Source organism: Acetobacter persici (assembly GCF_018256955.1).
GTDB lineage: Bacteria > Pseudomonadota > Alphaproteobacteria > Acetobacterales > Acetobacteraceae > Acetobacter > Acetobacter persici.
This window is the reverse complement of the sequence record NZ_JAERKU010000020.1, coordinates 20,718-40,307: the sequence shown is the minus strand read 5'-3', so window position 1 is coordinate 40,307 and position 19,590 is coordinate 20,718. Positions and strand designations below refer to the sequence as shown.

Annotated in this window: 15 protein-coding genes; 5 read left to right on the top strand and 10 right to left on the bottom strand. The window is 59.4% G+C overall.

Annotated elements, in window-relative coordinates:
- Positions 1 to 85 precede the first annotated feature (85 nt).
- The 4 genes from JK199_RS15005 to JK199_RS14990 all read left to right on the top strand — a co-directional run bounded on the left by JK199_RS15005 (position 86) and on the right by JK199_RS14990 (position 3,561).
- Positions 86 to 478 (top strand): hypothetical protein, encoded by a 393-nt coding sequence (locus JK199_RS15005; protein WP_212377421.1) that lies wholly within the window; start codon positions 86 to 88, stop codon positions 476 to 478.
- 75 nt (positions 479 to 553) lie between these two features.
- A complete protein-coding gene (locus tag JK199_RS15000; RefSeq protein ID WP_212377419.1) occupies positions 554 to 2,404 on the top strand; it encodes a copper resistance system multicopper oxidase in 1,851 nt (616 codons plus the stop codon).
- A complete protein-coding gene (locus JK199_RS14995; RefSeq protein ID WP_212377417.1) occupies positions 2,401 to 3,216 on the top strand; it encodes a copper resistance protein B in 816 nt (271 codons plus the stop codon). The genes JK199_RS15000 and JK199_RS14995 overlap by 4 nt, the downstream gene beginning before the upstream one ends.
- Positions 3,217 to 3,246: 30 nt before the next feature.
- On the top strand, positions 3,247 to 3,561 hold the full coding sequence (locus JK199_RS14990) for a hypothetical protein (RefSeq protein WP_212377415.1): 315 nt from the start codon (positions 3,247 to 3,249) through the stop codon (positions 3,559 to 3,561).
- A 17-nt stretch (positions 3,562 to 3,578) separates the two neighbouring features.
- Here the strand turns inward: JK199_RS14990 and JK199_RS14985 are convergent, their stop codons facing one another.
- Together JK199_RS14985 and JK199_RS14980 are read right to left on the bottom strand one after the other, a co-directional pair.
- A complete protein-coding gene (locus JK199_RS14985) occupies positions 3,579 to 3,923 on the bottom strand; it encodes a metal-sensitive transcriptional regulator (RefSeq protein ID WP_025827895.1) in 345 nt (114 codons plus the stop codon).
- A 94-nt stretch (positions 3,924 to 4,017) separates the two neighbouring features.
- Complete coding sequence (locus tag JK199_RS14980) at positions 4,018 to 6,708, bottom strand: TonB-dependent receptor (protein ID WP_244985208.1); 2,691 nt, start codon at positions 6,706 to 6,708, stop codon at positions 4,018 to 4,020.
- A gap of 165 nt (positions 6,709 to 6,873) precedes the next feature.
- On the opposite strand from JK199_RS14980, the gene JK199_RS14975 reads away from it, so the two are divergent.
- Positions 6,874 to 9,246 carry a heavy metal translocating P-type ATPase gene (locus JK199_RS14975; RefSeq protein ID WP_212377413.1) on the top strand — a complete coding sequence of 791 codons (2,373 nt, stop codon included), beginning with the start codon at positions 6,874 to 6,876 and terminating at the stop codon, positions 9,244 to 9,246.
- Here the strand turns inward: JK199_RS14975 and JK199_RS14970 are convergent.
- From JK199_RS14970 to JK199_RS14935, 8 genes are all read right to left on the bottom strand, one after another.
- Positions 9,215 to 11,014: an ABC transporter ATP-binding protein/permease gene (locus tag JK199_RS14970; RefSeq protein WP_212377412.1), complete on the bottom strand. Its 1,800-nt coding sequence runs from the start codon at positions 11,012 to 11,014 to the stop codon at positions 9,215 to 9,217. The two genes, JK199_RS14975 and JK199_RS14970, sit on opposite strands and share 32 nt — an antisense overlap.
- Positions 10,932 to 12,905, bottom strand: coding sequence for a TonB-dependent siderophore receptor (locus JK199_RS14965; RefSeq protein WP_408742395.1), 1,974 nt, complete (start codon positions 12,903 to 12,905; stop codon positions 10,932 to 10,934). The genes JK199_RS14970 and JK199_RS14965 overlap by 83 nt, the downstream gene beginning before the upstream one ends.
- Before the next feature lie 409 nt (positions 12,906 to 13,314).
- Positions 13,315 to 13,527 carry a heavy-metal-associated domain-containing protein gene (locus JK199_RS14960; RefSeq protein WP_077930597.1) on the bottom strand — a complete coding sequence of 71 codons (213 nt, stop codon included), beginning with the start codon at positions 13,525 to 13,527 and terminating at the stop codon, positions 13,315 to 13,317.
- Between the two features lie 24 nt (positions 13,528 to 13,551).
- Entirely contained in the window at positions 13,552 to 14,199 is a 648-nt protein-coding gene (gene petA, locus JK199_RS14955) for a ubiquinol-cytochrome c reductase iron-sulfur subunit (protein WP_077930596.1), read from the bottom strand.
- A complete protein-coding gene (locus JK199_RS14950) occupies positions 14,199 to 15,005 on the bottom strand; it encodes a cytochrome c1 (RefSeq protein WP_212377408.1) in 807 nt (268 codons plus the stop codon). Before JK199_RS14950 ends, petA begins: the two co-directional genes overlap by 1 nt.
- Positions 15,005 to 16,246, bottom strand: a complete 1,242-nt coding sequence (locus JK199_RS14945; RefSeq protein WP_212377406.1) for a cytochrome b — start codon at positions 16,244 to 16,246, stop codon at positions 15,005 to 15,007. The genes JK199_RS14950 and JK199_RS14945 overlap by 1 nt, the downstream gene beginning before the upstream one ends.
- Positions 16,247 to 16,410: 164 nt before the next feature.
- On the bottom strand, positions 16,411 to 17,448 hold the full coding sequence (locus JK199_RS14940; RefSeq protein ID WP_212377404.1) for an Lnb N-terminal periplasmic domain-containing protein: 1,038 nt from the start codon (positions 17,446 to 17,448) through the stop codon (positions 16,411 to 16,413).
- Positions 17,448 to 19,508 (bottom strand): esterase/lipase family protein, encoded by a 2,061-nt coding sequence (locus JK199_RS14935; RefSeq protein WP_212377402.1) that lies wholly within the window; start codon positions 19,506 to 19,508, stop codon positions 17,448 to 17,450. The genes JK199_RS14940 and JK199_RS14935 overlap by 1 nt, the downstream gene beginning before the upstream one ends.
- Positions 19,509 to 19,590 lie beyond the last annotated feature (82 nt).

The following is a 19,590-nucleotide window of genomic DNA, read 5'->3' as shown; positions in this document are numbered from 1 at the left end:
AGAAAAGACTTTTCGTTCATGCCCCCCATGGGTATAGAGGGAGCAGGATGGTTGCGTTCTCGCGTCTGAGCACAGGAGCCCTGATATGGTCAGGACACAGGCCCGGATATGGATTGGTCTGCTGGCCTGCCTGCTGATGCAGGTGGGGCTGCTGGCCGGTATTGCGCCCGCACAGGCCCAGAGAGAAGCACAGACGCATCATAACATGATGCATCACAGCACCATGCCCTGCGCACAAGCCCATATGATGGACCCGCAGTGCATGATGACGCACCCTGAAACGCAGTCCATCCCGCATGATGACAAATGTTGCCATGTCCATGTGGCGGCAACGGATGTGCCTGTTCCGGCTGAGGCCCAGATTTTTGGTCTGCGGCCTGTGGTCAGAGGGCAGACTTTCAGCATGTCCGCACAGACGGGCTTTGCCGGGGCGGACTGGTTGCCCCCCCTTCGTCCCCCCAGACTTGTACACAGCTAGGCGCTGAGCAGCGTCATTCGTCCCGTTTTTCTGCTGAAAAGCGGGGTTTGCGTGTGACTGTCCGGGTTTTTTCCAATGTTTTCTTCGTCCCGTTTACGGGGCGGCCTGACGCGTCGTCGGTTTGTGACGGGGATGGGGGCTGGCGGGCTGATGGCCGCGCTGCCTCGCCCTGCGCACTCTGCGGGTGCCAAGGTGCCAGCCGGCCTTATTCCGGCTGAGCCTTCGGCATTCTGGGATCTGAGCGTAGGCCGTACCCATATTGAAATTGACCGCAAGGCTCTGAATGCCCCCTGTGTCGGCGGTACCGTGCCCGGTCCGGTGCTGCGCTGGCGGCAGGGGGATACGGTGGAGGTGAACGTCACCAACACGCTGCGGCATGAGGATACGTCCATCCACTGGCATGGGATCCGCCTGCCATCGGATATGGATGGGGTGCCGGGCCTGAGCTTTACCGGAATCAAACCCGGAGAGACATTCACCTACCGCTTCAGGCTGCACCAGAGCGGTACCTACTGGTACCACAGCCATTCCGGCATGCAGGAAGCACAGGGGCTGTACGGCGCGGTGGTGATTGACCCGCTCCACCCGGACCCGCATGTGTGTGAGCGGGATTACGTGATCCTGCTCTCCGAATGGACGGACGTGTCCCCCATGGACATGATCAGCAACCTGAAAATGCAGGATGATTATTATGTCTTCCGTCAGCGCACGGCAGCGTCTTTCCTGAAGGAAGCGCGGGAGGCCGGGGGCGCTGGTGCCGCTCTGCGGGACCGGCTGCGCTGGTCCCGTATGCGGATGGCCGCGACGGATATCTCCGACGTTACCGGGATTATCTATACCTATCTGCTGAACGGCCATGCTCCGGATGGAAACTGGAACGGGTTGTTCCGCCCCGGTGAGCGCGTGCGCCTGCGGTTTATCAACGGGTCGTCCATGACGTTTTTTGATATCCGCATTCCCGGGCTGGAAATGCTGGTGGTGCAGGCGGACGGGAATGATGTGGAGCCCGTGCCGGTGGATGAATTCCGCATTGGTGTGGCGGAAACGTACGATGTGATCGTGCAGCCAAAGGAAGACCGGGCCTATACCATCTTTGCCCAGAGCGAGGACCGGACAGGGTTTGCCCGTGGCACACTGGCTCCGCGTGCGGGCATGGCCGGGCCGGTTCCACGCATGGACCCGCGCCCCGTCCGCACCATGGTTGATATGGGCATGGGCACCATGAAGCCGGGTGAGAGCATGAAAGACATGCCCATGCCGGGCAGCAGCGGAACGCCCGCGGGGGGGCAGTCTGATCACGCCATGCAGGGCATGGATATGGCGGGTATGAACATGGCTGGGATGGAGGGGCACGGCATGTCCATGCCCCCCATGCCCCCCATGCAGCACAGGATGCCGCCTCTTGAAGTGGATGATCCCGGCCCTCCGCCAATCAATGTGGAAAATCAGAACGTAGCGGTCATGCCTGTTGACCGGCTTGGCAGCCCCGGTGACGGGCTGGAGCAGAATGGCCGCCGTGTGCTGACCTATAAACAGCTTCGCGCGACCCGCCCCGGCGCAGACCCCCGGCCGCCGAGCCGTGAAATTATCCTGCATCTGACAGGCAATATGGAGCGGTATATCTGGGGGTTTAACGGTCGGAAATTTTCAGAATCCGGCCCGATCCGGCTGAAAAAAGGAGAACGCGTCCGGTTTACGCTCATCAATGACACCATGATGGAACACCCGATCCATCTGCATGGCCTCTGGAGTGAGCTGGAAAACGGGCAGGGGGCATATCAGCCTTATAAACACACGCTTATTTCTCAGCCGGGGTCGCGCATGAGCTATCTGGTGACGGCGGATGTGCCGGGGATGTGGGCGTATCACTGCCACCTGATGCTCCATATGGATTTAGGCATGTTCCGCACGGTGATTGTGGAATGAGACGCTCTATTTTTACAGGCATCTGCCTGCTTGCGCTGGTGCGGGCCGTGCCAGCCGCACAGGCGGAGGGGAGTGGGCTGGCGCAATCCGCCTTGCAGTCCTCCGGCTCTGGGTATCACGCGGCAGATGCGCCTTCTGCCACGCCGGTCGTGTATCTGGGGCATATCAATCCGGTGATGGATCAGGACACCTACTTTCACGGCATCATGAATGCGCTGGAAGGGCGTTATGCGCCCGGAGGCACGGATTTCCGGTGGGATGGGGAGGCGTGGTTCGGGTCTGACTACAATAAGGTCTGGCTGAAAACGGAAGGCACGCTGGAGCACGGCCGCTTGCATGACGGGCAGCATGAACTGCTCTACAGCCGCGCGATTTCACCCTACTTCAATCTTCAGGGCGGCGTGCGGACGGACCTTGATGATGGCCCGACGCGCACATGGGGTGCGTTTGGCGTGCAGGGGCTGGCGCTGTACGAGTTTGAGGTGCAGGCCACGGCCTATGTCAGTGATCGTGGGCGGTTCGGCGCGCGGGTGGAAGGTTCTTACGATTTTCTTCTGACCAACCGGCTCATTCTCCAGCCGCAGGCCGAATTCAATCTCTACACCAAGTCCGATAGCGGGCGGCAGGTCGGGGCAGGGTTATCGGATGTCGATGCCGGTTTGCGCCTGCGGTACGAACTGTGGCGCAAATTCGCGCCGTATGTTGCCGTCACCTATTCCGGATATCTCACGCAGGCCCGCCGGATTGTGCATGATCAGGGCGGGGAGAGCGGCACGCTGCGCTTTACGCTCGGCATTCGAAGCTGGTTCTGAAAATCTCTTAAAATGAAAAGGATACTCTCAATGAAATCTTTTGCTGTTGCCTGTATGGCGTCTTTTTTTCTGGCCGGTGTTGCACAGGCCGAACCCATGCAGATGGCACCGGGGCAAAGCATGAAGGAGAGCACGCAGCCTGCCCCCGGGCAGACGGCGCAGCAGGCTATGGAGGCCATGAGTATGGAACAGCAGATGGCGGTGTGTAGCCAGATTGAAACGCTGCAAAAACAGGGCAAAGCTCTGACTGCGACCCAGCAGGTGCAGAAAGCCGTATGTGACAAAATGAACGCGGGCATGGATATGCCTGCTCACGGCGCCCCGCAGGCCACGCTGGAGCGTTAAACTGAAAGGGAGGAGGCTTAGCGGATCATTCTGCGGACAACGCGCAGCAGTTCCTCAATCGCCTCTTCCCCGCCGTCTTCCTGCACGGCTTTGCGCACGCAGCCATTGGCGTGGGTGGAGAGGATTTCCGTTGCCACGCCGTCCAGTGCGGATTTTATAGCGGAAATCTGCATGAGAATATCAACGCAATAGCGGTCCTGCTCCACCATGTTCAGCACGCCGCCAATCTGCCCTTCAATCCGCCGTAAGCGGTTGGTCAGGGCTTTTTTGTGTGGTTGCTGCACGCGTTTTTCACTGGTGCTGTCGCTTTCACACGTCTCACATTTTGCCGGGGGCTGTGTGGCCCGGTGTTGCGTTGCCATGATGTCCCCTTTCTCTGACTGCTGCCTCTTAGCAGGTCACCGCCGCTCCTGCTATCCGCAGGCAGATATATCGGCTTTCTGTAAGGCGGGTGTTTTAGACGGTCTTGCGGATGGAAACCGTAATGGTGCGGCCCAGCGGGTCCATAAAGGCGGGCTGGTAGCCAGCGGGTGTACTGCCTTTGCCATTATGGACATGGATGCGTTCATTAAAAAGATTATCGACGGAGAGAAACAGGCGAAAATTTTTTGCCCATTTTCGGTCCTGCCGGTGGGGCAGTTCGCCCAGATCCGCAAAAACTGTTGCATCCAGCGTGCCGAGCGCGCTGAAATACAGGCTGTCAGACGCGGAGGACGCAACAGTTGACGTTCCCGCCTGCCATTTTCCAACCAGACGGATGCCCAGACCTTTATCATACACGCCGCCCTGAAGTTCCATTTCATGCCGGGGCTGGCCCCCCAGACCGCTGATGGTGCCGCCACGCAGCAGGTTGATGGCAGGGAGGCCGGGGCGGAGTGTTACGGTATCCCGCAGCCGCCAGACCTGTGTTGCGACAAGATAAATCCGGCCATGCGCTTTTTTTGATTTGCCGCGTTTGTCTGTTCCGCTTTCCTGCAACGGGCGTGAAAAAGAAAGTGTTGCATTCCACTCGCTCCGGCTTTCTCCGTCTGCATTGACCGGGCGGATATCAACCGTTTCCAGAACGCCTTCCGTGTTGCGCTGATAACGGTCAGGAAACGCATTTTCGATGGCGGCTGTCGCGGTGGGGAGGGAGAGAATGGTGTTGTGGGTTGTGTCATGCACATAGTTCACATGCAGTCGCGCGCCGGTAATAAATGGCAGGGTGATTAACGTGCCCAGACTGACTTCATGTCGGCTCGTGGCCTTCAGGTTCGGGTTCCCGCCAGACAGGCTTGTCACCTGCACGGACTGGCCCGTGACATAATCATAGGTGGTGACATTGGGGGTCTGGATACTGGGGGCGACAAGCTGTGAGGCGGTTGGCGCTTCCTGACTGCTGGTGACAGAGAGCGGAAACTGCACCCATGCAAGAGGCGCCCAGGTCACACCGCCGCCAATGGTCCCTAATGTGCCAAAACGGGAGACCTGATTAACGGCGGCATTCACGTTGCCGTCCAGCTTGCCCAGAAAAGACAGCACGTGTCTGGTGCTATTGGCAACCGGGATATCCGCATTGAACTGAAACGTGCCGACCTGCCGCTGGATATGGCTGGCCGATTTTATGCCTGTCACGGTGGAAAGCGCATTCTGGTTAATGACAGAGCCTGTCAGGGAGAGACTGGTAGCGACATCCCCCGCAGGCAGAGCGAAAACATTGCCCGACATCAGACCGCTGATCAGCCCGTTATGACTGGTGGTGTGCCCGGTATTCAGGCTGCGTTGTGCCAGAAGGCCAGCCGGAAAACGGGAGAACGGGTTGAGGGTTATACTGCCGTCCGTCAGGTCCGTCTGGGCGGTTTGCAGGTTCAGGCCGGTCTGGCTGCGGGTTGAGGTTTCAGACCGGTCATAACTGCCGGTGCTGTTCCATTTCCAGCTGCCGGCATTGCCATCAAACTTCAGGCCTGCATGCGCTGTTTCTGTGTGGATTTGCTGGCGGAGTGGAGAGACCTCCGTAAAACTCCTGTACAGCAAGGTCTCTTCTGAAAAAGGAGAAAACGGATTGCTGGCGGGGAGCGTCAGAAGGCCGCGTGCCGGGCCTTGCAGGCTGTGCTGGTCCTGCCGGGTGTATGTCAGGTTAAGAGACGACGTCACGGTTTTGAAAATCTGTCCGGCAATCACACCATTCAGCGTCAGTTTTTGCACTGCCGGCTGGAGCGTGTAGGCGGAGGCATCCGTATTGCTGTGCGGCAGGTTGGCGTAAGGCAGAAAATCCTGAAGGGTCGGAAACTGTGTGCTGGCCAGTGAGGGCGCTCCGGCGACGGTCACGGGCGTGCCTGCCAGAGCATCCAGCGCCGGGTCCAGACTGCCGCCGCCTGCCGGTGTCACATTGCCCGCATTGGCATACAGCCCGCTGGCCCGTGCGGGGGCCACGCCACGCTGGCTGTCTTTCAGGTCTGTCTGGTCAGAATAGCGGGCGCTGAGGTTAATCCGCCGTTCTCCATCCAGTTTTGTATAGCTGAGCGCGGGCATGCCGCTTTCTCCCCCGCCATCGGTGGAGGTGGTACCGGCCAGCCGCATGCGCACCGCCCGGAAATGCTCGGCGGTGATGATATTGACGACCCTCTGGCTGGCGGAATAGCCGTATTTCAGGGCTTCTTCTTCCGTAAAAATTTCCACATGATCAATGGCTTCAAAGGGCAGATCCTGAAGTTCCTGCACGCCGGACACACGTTTTCCGTTTAACAGAATAACGGGCGTATTCCCGGCGGTGCCACGCCCTGAGCGTGTTTCCGGGGAAATGGCGTCCAGCAGATCGGAGGCGGAGTCCACTCCGTAAGCACGGATTTCATCGGCTTTGATCTGCATAATCGGCTTCAGGTGCCCCAGCGCCTCGCTCCGTGCTTTATGGCCAACCACATCAATATGCTCTGTGGAGGAACTGGCCGGAGGGGCCGTGCTGGTGGCCGAGGCAGAGAGGGGGGCAGAGGGAGTGGCAGAGGGAGCAACAGAGGGTTTTGAAGGCGTGCTCGGAAGGGCCGGGGCCGGGGTCGTGCTGACGTCTGACGCCGGGGGTGTTGCGGCGTGTGCCGTAGGCGGCGCGCCAGCAAGAATGGCCGGGGCGATAAGGCCCATGCGGCATGACGCGGTGAAAGACAGGCGCGGCATCACTCTTGTCTCCTGACGGGCAGGCTCTCTTGCATGCGGGCAGTCTGGTCTGTGTTGCGGAAGGGTCGGCGCAGTGTATGACAGAAAATGAGAGGTTTTCTTTTTTCTTTTATACCCCATATGGGTATAAAAGCGACTGAAATTCCCAGAAGGAGCGCCCTGAAGGTGTCACAGACTGTCAGTTTCCCCATTGGTGGCATGACCTGCGCAGCCTGTGCAGCGCGGATTGAAAAAGTGCTGAACCGTCAGAAGGGCGTGCAGGCCACCGTCAATTTTGCGTCCGAACGCGCGCAGGTGCAGATGGACGGGCCGGAGGCCTCGCCAGAAACGGTGGTCGCCGCAGTCCGTAAAGCCGGTTTTACCGTGGAGGAGCGGAGTCTGGACCTGTCTCTCACGGGTATGAGCTGTGCGGCCTGTGCGGCGCGGATTGAAAAAATTCTCAATAAACTGCCCATGACGCAGGCCAGTGTGAATTTTGCGACGGAACGGGCACACGTGACCTACGTGCCCGGCATTGTTGAACCGGAAATGGTGATCGCCCGGATTGAAAATGCCGGGTTTGGCGCAAAACGGCTGGATAACGGCGTGCTGGAAGACCCTGATGCCGGGCGTCAGGCGCTCTGGCGGACGGAACGGAACCGTTTTTTCCTGACGGCTGCTCTGTCTCTGCCGTTTTTTGTGCAGATGGCGGGCATGGTTCTGGGGCGCATGGCCATGATGCCCGGATGGGTGCAGCTCCTGCTGGCAACACCTGTGCAGTTTTTCTGTGCCCGGCATTTGTATCAGCGCGCATGGAACGTGGTGCGGGGCGGCTCTGCCAATATGGATGTGCTGGTGGTGCTGGGCACAAGCATTGCGTACTTCTTTAGTGCGGCCGTGGTGCTCTTCCATCTGCATCAGCCGGTTTATTTTGAGGCCAGTGTCTCCATCATCACGCTGGTGTCCCTCGGCAAGCTGATGGAAACCCGTGCAAAAAACCAGACCAGTGTCGGGATTGAAGGCCTGCTGCGCCTCCAGCCGCAGGTTGCCCATGTGGAAAGCGCAGGTGCTGTGGTGGACCGGCCCGTGGCAGAGGTGCGCGTGGGGGATCTGCTGGTTGTGCGCCCCGGTGAGAGTGTGCCGGTGGATGGTGTGGTGGTAGAGGGCTCTTCCGAGGTGAACGAGGCCATGCTGACGGGCGAGAGCATGCCTGTTTTCAAGCAGGTCGATGCCAGGCTTTTTGGCGGCACCCTGAACGCCAATGGTGTCCTGCGCATGAAAGCGACCGGGGTGGGGGCTGAAACAGCGCTGTCCCGCATTGTGACAATGGTTGAACAGGCACAGGGCTCCAAGGCCAGTGTGCAGCGCCTTGCGGATAAGGTGTCCAACATTTTTGTGCCTGTCGTGATCAGCCTTGCACTGGCGACGTTTCTGGTGAGCTGGCTGGTGACGGGGAGTGCAACATGGAGCCTTGTGTCTGCCGTGTCCGTACTGGTTATTGCCTGCCCCTGTTCTCTGGGGCTGGCGACGCCTACGGCCATTATGGTCGGTACGGGGCTTGGGGCGCGCTGCGGGATTTTGTTCCGCAATGCCGATGCACTGGAACATGCGGAAAAGCTGACCACCATTATTGTCGATAAAACCGGCACGCTGACGCAAGGCAAGCCGACTGTCAGTGAAGTGTTGCCCGCTCCACAGATTGAGGCCGCGCAGCTTCTGGCGGTGGCCTATGCGCTGGAAAAAGATTCAGAGCACCCTCTGGCGCGTGCGGTTGCGGACTACGCTAAGGCGCACGCAGTCCAGCCTCTTGTTGCCAGCGGATTTCAGGCTGTTCCGGGGAAAGGGGTAACGGCGCAGATCGGAGAGACTCTGGCGCGTCTGGGTTCCCCCCGCTTTTTATCCGAGGCCGGGCTGACGCTGGAGACTGCGTTGATTGCGCGCCTTGAGGGCGAGGGCAAAACCGTCATCGCGGTTGCTGCCGGGGCGCAGCTTCTGGGGTATCTTGCGTTGTCTGACGCTCTGCGGCCGGATTCGGTGGCGACCGTAAAATCTCTGCAAAAATCCGGTATCAAAGTGATCATGCTGACGGGGGATAACCAGCGCACGGCCGCTGTTGTGGCCGCGCAGGTGGGGGTGGACGCCTATATGGCGGGTGTCCTGCCCGGTGATAAAGCCGAGGCCGTGCAAAAATACCGTGCCGAAGGCAGCATGGTGGGCATGGTAGGGGATGGCATTAATGATGCCCCGGCACTGGCGGCGGCGGATGTTGGTTTTGCCATCGGGGCGGGGGCCGCCATTGCGCTGGATACGGCGGATGTGGTGCTGATGAAAAGTGATCTGACCAGCGTTCTGGATGCCATTTCTCTCTCTCGCGCAACACTGGCCAAAATCCGTCAGAACCTGTTTTTTGCGTTTATCTACAATATTCTCGGCCTGCCACTAGCCGCCTGCGGGCTGCTGAACCCGATTGTCGCCGGGGCGGCTATGGCAATGAGTTCCGTCTCGGTTGTCAGCAATTCCCTGCTGCTCAACCGCTGGCGGCCTCAGTCCCGCGCGTGAGGGTGGCACCTTCCGGCGTGAGTGTCAGAACGGCCTGATGGAAGCGGCGCAGGGCCGCATGGTGCGCCACGCTGACCAGTGTTGCGTGCGGGAGGTGTGTGACCAGAAGAGTGTAAAGCAGCGTTTCCTGCGCCTCATCCAGCGCGGACGTTGCTTCATCCAGAAATACAATCTGCGGGCGGGCCAGCAGGACGCGGGCAATGGCCAGCCGCTGTTCTTCCCCCGGTGAGAAAATCTGGCTCCACTCAGCCTCGTATTCCAGTTTCGGGAGATAGGCTGCCAGCGCAACCTGTTTCAGAACAGCTTCGTAGGCCTCAGTGTCATACTGGTCTGGCGTGGCGGGGTAGCTCAGTACCTGCCGGAGGGACGTGCCATCTGGCACATAAGGCCGCTGTGGGACAAACATGGCGTGTTGTGTGTCAAACGTCACTGTGCCACTGCCATAGCCCCATAAACCGGCCAGCGCGCGTAACAGCGTGCTTTTGCCCACGCCGGACGCACCGCAGATCATCCAGCGTTCTCCCGCGCGCAGGGTCAGGTCCGGCAGCGTTGTCAGAACAGAGCCATCAGGCCGCCGGAGAACAAGATTTTTAATCCGTATATCGGGTGAGGCTCTTGTCTGGCGGAGAATGGATTTTTCAAAAGGATGCGCCACAACCCGCTCAAACTCGCTGAGGCGTTGGAGGATGGAGCGCAGTGTTGCGAGGTCCGTATAGTTATCAATAAACCATTGCAGGCTGCTGCGGGCCTGCATGAAGGCGGCATTGATGCGGGAATACAGGCCGATGGTCAGCGTGTGAGCCAGCACTTTGGGGATGAGCATAATCCAGAGCAGGCAGGACGCAGTTTGATGAAAAAAACTGGTAATGACGTTGGCGCGCCAGGTGTACGCCACAACGCTGCGCCAGTTGGTGGCAATCTGCGCCAGATAGCGTGAAAAACGCAGGTTTTCCGCATCTTCCCCGCCGTAGAACGCAATCTGTTCAGAATTGCGGCGCACATCCATCAGGCCGGCGCGCAGGTCTGCATCATAATGTTGTTGCCGGTAGTTGGCGTTGACCAGTGGGCCGCCAAAGCGTTCCAGCACGAGGGATGTCAGCAGTGTGGCCAGCACCGTGCCGAGAAAAAGATAACCGGGGATATGAAACGTGTTTCCATGCCACGTGAAGGTGAGCGTACCGCCCACATCCCACAGAACAATGGAGAAGGAAATCAGAGTGGTGATGGCCTGAATGGCGTCCAGCCCGAGCCGGAGCGTCCAGATTGTCATTTGCGAGAGATCATCCGCAATACGCTGGTCGGGGTTGTCGGCCTGTTCCAGACCATGTTCCAGCCGGTAATAGGTCTCGTGAGACAGATACTGGCGCAGATAGACGCGTGTGTTCCACAGCCGCCACCGCATGGACAAAACCTGTGTCAGATAAATCTGCACAACATAGATTGCGGTGGAAAGGGCGGACATCAGCAGATAGGGCGGCAGGAGAGCGAGGCAGTCCTGCGCCCGGAAGGCAAACATGGCGTCAAAAAAAGACTGGTTCCATTTACCAAACCAGACGGCGGCGCGAACGTAGAAAAAGGATAGTCCGATAATGCCGCCCAGCATGGCAAAGGCACGCCATTTTTCTTCAGAACGCCAGTACGGCAGAATGACTTTCCAGTCAGACAATCTGTGAGGGGGCGGGGTCTTAGTAGTTTGCACGGAGGGTTGCCATAAAGCTGCGCGGGGCGGCGGGAAAATTAAACTGCCAGACGCCGCTTGCCCGTTCATAATAAAAACGGTTTGTCAGATTGGTGGCGTTAAGCTGGAGTTTTATGTGGGGCGTCATGCGGTAGCCAATCATGCCATCCAGCGTCATGTACCCGCCCTGTAGGGTGGTGGGGTAGCTGCCGCGTAAAGTGCTGTTGGCATCCAGCCCGACACCAAGGCTGAGCGCGCGCAGCCTCCCGCGTGGGACGGTGTAATGGATCCATGATTTGAACATATGCCGGGGTGAGAACACGCCCCCGAAATCAGATGTTTTCGGGTTGGAGACTTTTGTATCCAGATAGGTGTAGCCAAGAGAAATATCGAGGTTGGGCAGAATTGTGCCGTCAATCTGTGCCTCCCAGCCCTGCCGGCGGATGGGGCCTGTTGTCATGTAAAACTGGGAATGTTCCGGGTCCTGCACAGGCTGGTTTACATTTTCCATGCGGAACAGTGCGCTGGAGATATTCAGGCGGCCATTAAAATATTCCGCCTTAAACCCTGTTTCCACCTGATTACCCCGCTGGGGCTTCAGCCCTCCTCCGTGATAGGACAGAACCCCCACAGACGGCGTAAAAATGCTGGAATAGCTGGCGTACCAGGAGATATTGGGCGTGATCTGATAAACCGTGCCCAGATAGGGGGTGAGTTCCCCATGAATATTGGCTTCCGGTTTCCAGCTACTGGTGGGAGCAGGGGCAATAGAGCGCATACGCTCGGAAAAGCGTGAGACGCGGCCACCAAGAATGAGGGAAAGATTTTTGACAATCTCAAACCGGAGCTGCCCGTAAAACCCCCACTGGGTTGCATTGTCCCGCGTGCCATAGCCGTCCGGGCTTTCCTGATAGCTGATGCTGCCTGCCGGAGGCCGGGGCACGATGTTTGTGTTGTTCAGACTGACGGAATTATACACCGCATCGCTCAGTATATTTCCGTAGCGTGAAACCTGATTGTAGGAATTATAATTGAATCCAAACAGCGCGTAGTGTGTGCGGTTGAGAAAATGAAAGCTGCCATTGGCATAAATATCGGCTGAGCGCGCGCTGCTGGTGCCACGCATGGCAACAATACCGGCGTCCCGATACTGGAGCGTGCCTGTTTGCGCATCAATCTGTGTCCAGGGTTCATTATAGAGCGTGTTGTAGTTCTGGTCATAAAAAGTACCACGCGCTGTCAGCTTCCAGTCTCCCCGCAGTGTCTGCGTGAGGGACGCAATGGTCTGCTGGGTCATGTAGTTGCTGTATCCCCATGTCTGGGACGGGTTGGCGTCCCGGCTCCCGTACCAGAGCGTGCGGGTGGTGGTGATGGGCAGCCCGTAATACGGCGCAGTCACATCCTGCTGCTGTGCTGCGTGGGAGACAAGGACTGTGGTGGAGGGTGTGATATCCCATTCCAGCGCGCCATAGGCCTGCCATTTGCGGGAATGGGCGTATTGGTAAAAGTAATGATTATCCTGAAACAGATCCGCAGTGCGAAAACGCAGGGTTCTGGAGGCGTTGAGCGGGGCCGTAAGATCAATATCCGCGCGGTAATTCTGAAAACTGCCGAGTGTTGCTGCGCCGTTGACGGCAAAATCCTGCCCCGGTTTTTTCGTCACCTGATTGACCACGCCGCCCGGCGAGCCTCCGCCCTGTAGCAGCCCGGAAGAGCCGCGCAGGACTTCAATCCGGTCATACATCGACAGATCAAAGCTGGCTGTATTCAAGGTCCCGGCGGCACCGGGGGTGCTGTCCACGGAGGTCGTCATCTGATAGCCGCGGGAATAGAAATTGGAATTGGTGGTTGAACCGGGCAGGACGCGGATGCCGTTAATCTGACGCATGGCATCTGTCATGGTCAGCATATTGGAGTCCTGCATGCGCTGCTGTGTCAGGACAGAAATTGACTGTGGAATATCCTTGAGCGCCACAGGCATTTTCCCCCAGACATCTGCCGTGGGGGCTGTATAGGAATGGCTGCTGCCAAGGACTTCCGTTGTTTCCGGCGCTCCCGCCTCAGACGGTGCAGGTAGGGCCGTGTGCCCGGTGGCCGGTATCGGGTTTTTTCGTGAGGCAGAGAGCGTCTTTTTTTGCGCCGCTGCTCTGGATGGGCGCAGGGAGCACAGGGACCGCGTGCAGAGCAGGCGGCCCGACCGATGCGGGGCAACCTGAACATTGGAAGGCTTTTGGGCCTGTGCGGATACAGGGCGCCAGACGCCAGCAGAAAGCACGCCTAAAACAACGGCATAGTGGCAAACGCTGGCAAGCTGATGTGCGCGGAAGCCGAACGGCGTCATGATGCAGCGTGCGGCAGGAAAGCAAAAGGCACAGGGGTGTTGGCTGACCTTAGGAGGCCAGATCAAACCCCAGATCTTCAACTGTTTCCGCAAATTTTTCAGGCGTGACCAGCGCAGGATCATACTGGATGGTGACTGTGCCACCGTCCAGCACAACATCGGCTTCGGAAACGCCATTCAGGGCTTCCAGAGCTTTTTTCAGCTTGCTGGAGCAGCCGGTGCAGGACATGCCTTCAACAACAAATGTTTCTGTTTTTACCATCGTCTTGGCTCCTTGGGTGGTGGGTCAGATCTGCTCAATGGTGGAGAAATCAAAGCTTTCTCCTTTAGGATTTTCCCCAAGCCGCAGGGTGGTCGGCGTTGGCATGACATGCGGCGGAACGGGCAGATTATAAGGGGCCGGTGCGCCTTTAAACACCCGTCCTGCCAGATCAAACTGTGAGCCGTGGCAGGGGCAGGCGTAACGGCCCGTCTGGTCCGGGGCGGCGGCAGGGGCTGTGTAGGCCGGCACACAGCCCAGATGCGTGCAGATGCCAACATACACGCCATATTCCGGCACAAGCGAGCGGTGCCAGTTGCGCGCATAGGTTGGCTGTTGCAGGGCGTCGGACCCGGCATCCCTGAGCTGGTCAACCAGTTGCGGGCTTTGCAGCTTTGCGAGGTCTTCCGGCGTGCGGCGCAGAATAAAAATGGGTTTGCCCTGCCAGACGGCGGTCATCTGCTGGCCGGGGGCGAGTTTGGAGAGATCAATCTCTACCGGCAGGTGGGCGGCGGCGCTGTCCTGCGGTTTCAGGCTGGCAACAAACGGAATGGCGCAGGCGGCCAGACCGGTGACGGTCCCGGCTGTGGTGACCATGCCAAGAAAATCACGACGGCCAGCCGCGTTGTCCTGCTCCTGCCCGGTGGGTTGGGTGTCATCTGCTGGGTGTGTCATCAGTCGTGGGTATCCTGTGCGTTCCGTGTGGCGCCGCGTTTCCAGATTTTTCTCTTCCAGGTAATGGCCAGTAGCAGCAGGCCACTCAGATAGGCAAAAACATACAGGCCAATCCGGTGCCTGTCATTCCGGTGCGGGTCAGACGCCCAGACCAGAAAGGTTGTCACGTCCCGCGCCTGCTGTGCGGCTGTGGCGGGGGTACCATCCGGGAATTCAACCGCATCATCAGAAAGCGGGGGCGGCATCCCGACCAGATGCCCGTCTGCCCAGTCATTATAGAACTTGCCCGGCACAACCGGCGCGCCGGGGGGCGGGGGCATGCGGTAGCCTGTCAGAAAAGCATAGAGCCAGTCTGCTCCATGCGGCTGGATGGCCGCCAGCCGGGACTGGTCCGGTGGGGCCACGCCGCCCATCATGGCTGCGGCAGCGGCTTCACTGGGGAAAGGGGATGTCAGATGGTCATCGGGCAGACCGGGGCGTAGCGTCGGGTGGCCTGTGGCGTCCGGTGGCCCCGCAATCTGTCTGGTATGGGCAAGGTCCGTCACGGCCTTGGGGGAAAGGCCGATCCCCAGCAGGTCATGATAGGTTACGCTGCGCATCCCGTGGCAGGAGGAACAGATTTCATGAAAGACCACAAAGCCGCGTTGCAGGCTTTTCTGGTCAAACTGCCCCACCGGCCCTTCAAAGCTCCATTTCTGGTGTGGTGGCACGGGCGGCGTGGCCGGGGCGGCCTGCGCCAGAAGCGGCAGGCTGGCCAGCAGAGCCGCACTCAGGGCCGTGGCGCGTGATGCAGGGAATTTGGCCATCAGGCGTCTCCCCCTGCAGCAGTAATGGAGGCTGGCAGAGGGCGTGGTTTTTCAAACCGTGAGGCCAGTGGCAGGATCACCAGAAAATATCCAAAATAATACAGGGCGGACAGACGCCCGACCAGCATCCATGCCCCTGTGGCGTGATGTTTCCCTACGAGGGCCAGCAGCACAAAAGAGAGCACCAGTCCCAGCAGCGCCGGGCGGCAGATGGGGCGGAACCGGGCTGAGCGCACGGGGGAGCGGTCCAGCCAGGGCAGGGCAAACAGCACAAGGAGTGACCCTGTCGCGGCCAGCAGGCCGCCGAACTTGGATGGCACGGACTGAAGCAGGCCGTAAAACGGCAGGAAATACCATTCCGGCTCAATATTGGCGGGGGTATGCAGCGGGTCAGCCGGAGCGTAGTTGTCCGGCTCCGTCAGCAGGCCGGGCCAGAAGAACAGCAGGGCACAAAAGACCATCGCAAAAACAACCAGCCCGATAAGATCCTTGCTGGTGTAGTAAGGGTGGAAGGGGAGAGTCTCCTTTGGGGTTCTGGGTTCAACCCCTGTCGGGTTGTTCGGTTTTGTCACATGCACGCAGGCCACGTGCAGCCCCACAACAGCCACCACCAGAAACGCCATCAGGAAGTGCAGCACAAAAAAGCGGTGCAGGAAGATATCGCCCAGATGGTCACTGCCGGTCAGCACATGCTCCAGCGTTCCGCCAAGAACCGGCACGGCCCCGACGGCTTTGGTCACAACGTCCGCACCCCAGTAGGACATCTGGCCCCACGGCAGGATGTAGCCTGCAAAGGCCGTCACCATGACCATAACCAGCAGCACGAGGCCGCTCAGCCACAAAAGCTCACGCGGGGCTTTGTAGGACCCGTAATAAAGCCCGCGAAACAGATGGATATACAGGGCCGCCAGAAACAGGTTGGCCCCCGTCATATGCATGCCGCGCAGCAGCCACCCACCGGAAAGCTGGCGGTCTATGGCCTCAACAGAAAAAAAGGCGTCTGCACTGGTGGGGGTGTAGTTCATGGCCAGAAAAATGCCGGTTGCCAGCATCAGCAGCAGCACAACCACCAGAATAGCGCCAAAATTCCACAGCCAGTTCAGGTTGCGGGGCATGGGGAAGTCCACATATTCCTTACGGAATGCAGAGACAACCGGCAGCCGCTGCTCTACCCAGCCTGCGGGGTGCTCCACAGAGGCAGCGCCTGTGGCGGCTTTATCCCGTAATTCAGGCTGTTTCATGCACACCATCCACCTTACTACAGTCCTTTCATCGTCCGGTTTCGCCAGAGCGTGGGAAGCCGGTTTGCCTGTGACGCAGAGCCTATTGTGGCACGAATGGTGCGGTGCTCAAAGATTTCCCGTTTCGTAAATGAATCGTTTTTGCAGAGGTAGGCCGATAAGCCTTATCTGCTGGCGGCGGGATCTGTTTCCATTGGCAGCGTTTGTCGGATTTCTGAGGAATAGTCCGGGCCGGGCGTGGCGCCGTCTGGCCTGTGGATGCGGCTGCGCTCATGAAGGGTGCGGAAGTCCAGATGGGTATCCAGCAGGCCAAGCCTGTAGGCGAGGGAGGCGGTATAGCCGCTGAGCAGAACTCGCCAGTCCAGCCGGTAGCGGAGGCTGGCCTGCGCGCGGGTAAGGATGCCCGTCGTGCAGTTGGAGGTCAGTGTATTATACCATTCCGGTGTGTGGGAGAGGTGATCGACTTCCTGCAGATAACTGCGGAACAGCCGCTCTCTGGCCTGAGCGGAGAGAAGCAGCCTGTAGAGATAAACGCGCTCCTTGCGGATATCTGTCCGCACACCAATCAGATCCCGCTCATCCGCCACCACGTAAAACAGTTCATAATGGTGGAAGAACCCGGCAATGGCGGAATAGGGAAATTTCTTCTGGCGGCGCGTTTCAATGGACATGGCCACATGCCGCCCGTCCCGGAAGCCAAAGCTGAGGAACACATGCGCAATGCTTTCCCCCGCCCAGTAGGACGTCACCAGATCAAGGGAGGAGAGATCATCCAGTGCGTAATCCGCGTCATAATAGCGCGGCGTGTAGTCGGACGGGGTTTTATAGAGGAAATTCCGGATATGGTGCAGATGCACCATCCGTCCGTCTATCGAGACTGTCGCCGGGAGGGCGTATTCACCGGCCCAGTCCCGGTTGTTTCTCGGTGGGTCGGTGACGTACCAGAGGGCAAAAGCCGCGCTGACACCCGCAAGGGCCAGCCGGGCGCTCTGGCGCGCGCGCAGGATGAATGCGGTGCCCAGAAGAACAGGGAACAGGCCTGTCAGCCCCAGCCGCACAGCGTCCGGCTCCAGCGTGGAATAATAGAGTGCTGGCGTGCCAAATGCGCCCAGCAGGAACGTGGCGCTGCCCGCAAATATGGAGGCCCAGCGTCTGCGCGGAACTTTGCGGGTGGGGCTGGAGGATTGCGGAGCCTGCGCCATCAGCGGGACGCCCTGACGGGTAAGGCGGGGCTTGCAGACAGAAGGGGCTGAGGCGTTTCCGCCGTGCCGGGGCCGTTACCGCGTGTCGGGATAAACAGCCCGCCAATGGCGGTAATATCACTCTGGCTGATCACCCCGCCGTCCAGCGGTTCGCTTTGCGTGCGGAGTAGATGGTTGCGCAGGATACGCCGGATTTCTGCAATGGTGATGGGGTTGGACTGTGTGGAATGGCCGGAATGGCGGACCACCAGTTCAGAATCAACATCCGGTACATGCGCGCTGGCATATTTCACAACGCCATCATCAGCGTCCTGCAAAGGTCCATTGCCCAGAACGGGAATAATGGAGTGGGTGCGGACGTCCGGCACCACGGGGAGTGCCGCAAGGGACTGGATGAAGAGACTGTGCGGAGACATGCCGTACACACTGCCCACCCGCCAGGGGTTCATGTTCAGGCGGGCCACATTCGGGTCACTGGCCAGCACCTGTTTGGTGACTTCTCTGACCGTCAGCGGAAATGTCACCATCCGGCCCACAAGGCGGGCCAGAGAGAAATTGGCCATGTAACTGCCATGCTGCGGGGTGGAGATAAACACCACCTCCCGCACGTCCGGCATGGGGGAGGGGAACAGCGCCTCCTGCAAGAGTGTGCGGGCGTCCGCAGTCAGCCGCAGGTCTGACAGCGGGCGGGAGGCCATGCCTTTCCAGAGCTTATCCCCGCTCTCCACCACCAGCATCTTGGCCAGCAGGCCGCCCTGACTGTGGCCAATCAGCGTGATGTTCCCCAGAGCCGGGTCAGCTTTTACGCCCCCAAGATCCGCCACGGCCTGCTGAATGGCGTGGCGGAGTTGCAGGGCGGAATACGGAATGGGGTTTCCGGTTGCGTAGGAGAAAAACCAGAATTCGTAATGTTTACGAATATCCGGGTCTTCCAGCAGGTCATTCACCATATTGGCCCAGCGGGCCGGGCTGGAGGCTGTGCCGTGGATCAGCACGACCGGCATTCGCCCGACCTGATGCGGTTCTATGGTGGCGAGCTGCGGCCTGCGGCCATTGTCAAAAAAACGGCCGTCCAGAAAGCCTTTATATTCCGCGGACCAGTCCATCGTATCGCTCAGGCTGAGCGCCCGTGCGGCTGTCTGGTCATATTGCAGAGGGATAGGGCGCGGGGCGGCGGGTGCGGGGAGCGCAGGCCCGTTATCAGGGCGGTCTTCATCAATGGGTGTCAGGTCCAGCCGCCCGTGGAGGCGGCTGGTCAGAACCTGCTGGCGCGGGGTGTCCAGAGACAGCAGCAGATTGAGCGGAACCCGCAGTTTTTCCGTGACCTGAAAGGAGCGGCTTTCCGGGTGGTCCACATGAGGAAGCGCGCCGACAGGCTCACCCAGTCCGGTATGGCTGTACACGTTTTCCAGCCCGTGGACGGAGAGCCGCGCCATGGGGCGGATATCCTGCAAAATATGGTTATGCCACACTAACTGGCTGGAGGTGGTTGCCAGATCCAGCGTGCCGAACGGCAGCGTCCAGCGTTGCGGCGTCAGGCTGACAGGGCTGCCAAAAGCTTCTGTCAAAGCCAGCATATACAGGTCACACGCCTGCCGGACATGCAGATCATACGCGTCTGGCCGCTCAGACGCCGGACCATTGGGGTTAAGGTAGGCATACGCATACAGGGCGGCAGCCATAAATCCGGTCCGGTCCGCCTGTCGGTGAGCCTGCATGTAGCTCAGCTCCGCCAGCGCAAAAAGCTGGTCCGCCAGACCCTGCGCGTAAAAATGCGCCTGCGTCAGGCTGCGCAGGGTGGCAATGGCCTCAGCCGGGTGGTTTCTCCATGTGCGCAGCAGATTCTGGCGTTGCAGGACGGTGTATGTGGTGTTGCTGAGCGTGCCGCCACTCAGCGCGCTGCGACTATGGTGCTGATAGGCCTGCCGGAGGGAAAGCGGCGTGACAGAAACCGGAGCTGCACACCCGGATAAAAGCAGAAAGGCTGCACTGAACAGGACGGGGGCTGCGCGTGATCTGCTGTGCTGCGCGTGCCGTTTTCTGGAAAAAACTTTGTGCATACCCTGTCGCAAACTGCTTTCCGTCGTTCTGTGCGCAGACCTTACAAGGTTTTCCCGGATGCTGAAACGCCTCTGCGGGCCG

What these genes read in the sequence shown, in the direction of transcription:
- JK199_RS15005 (WP_212377421.1), top strand. Translation starts at nt 86, where the DNA reads ATGGTCAGGACACAGGCCCGGATATGGATTGGTCTGCTGGCCTGCCTG.
- JK199_RS15000 (WP_212377419.1), top strand. Translation starts at nt 554, where the DNA reads ATGTTTTCTTCGTCCCGTTTACGGGGCGGCCTGACGCGTCGTCGGTTT.
- JK199_RS14995 (WP_212377417.1), top strand. Translation starts at nt 2,401, where the DNA reads ATGAGACGCTCTATTTTTACAGGCATCTGCCTGCTTGCGCTGGTGCGG.
- JK199_RS14990 (WP_212377415.1), top strand. Translation starts at nt 3,247, where the DNA reads ATGAAATCTTTTGCTGTTGCCTGTATGGCGTCTTTTTTTCTGGCCGGT.
- JK199_RS14985 (WP_025827895.1), bottom strand. Translation starts at nt 3,923, where the DNA reads ATGGCAACGCAACACCGGGCCACACAGCCCCCGGCAAAATGTGAGACG.
- JK199_RS14980 (WP_244985208.1), bottom strand. Translation starts at nt 6,708, where the DNA reads ATGCCGCGCCTGTCTTTCACCGCGTCATGCCGCATGGGCCTTATCGCC.
- JK199_RS14970 (WP_212377412.1), bottom strand. Translation starts at nt 11,014, where the DNA reads ATGAACGGGCAAGCGGCGTCTGGCAGTTTAATTTTCCCGCCGCCCCGC.
- JK199_RS14965 (WP_408742395.1), bottom strand. Translation starts at nt 12,905, where the DNA reads ATGCCTGTGGCGCTCAAGGATATTCCACAGTCAATTTCTGTCCTGACA.
- JK199_RS14960 (WP_077930597.1), bottom strand. Translation starts at nt 13,527, where the DNA reads ATGGTAAAAACAGAAACATTTGTTGTTGAAGGCATGTCCTGCACCGGC.
- petA (WP_077930596.1), bottom strand. Translation starts at nt 14,199, where the DNA reads ATGACACACCCAGCAGATGACACCCAACCCACCGGGCAGGAGCAGGAC.
- JK199_RS14950 (WP_212377408.1), bottom strand. Translation starts at nt 15,005, where the DNA reads ATGGCCAAATTCCCTGCATCACGCGCCACGGCCCTGAGTGCGGCTCTG.
- JK199_RS14945 (WP_212377406.1), bottom strand. Translation starts at nt 16,246, where the DNA reads ATGAAACAGCCTGAATTACGGGATAAAGCCGCCACAGGCGCTGCCTCT.
- JK199_RS14940 (WP_212377404.1), bottom strand. Translation starts at nt 17,448, where the DNA reads ATGGCGCAGGCTCCGCAATCCTCCAGCCCCACCCGCAAAGTTCCGCGC.
- JK199_RS14935 (WP_212377402.1), bottom strand. Translation starts at nt 19,508, where the DNA reads ATGCACAAAGTTTTTTCCAGAAAACGGCACGCGCAGCACAGCAGATCA.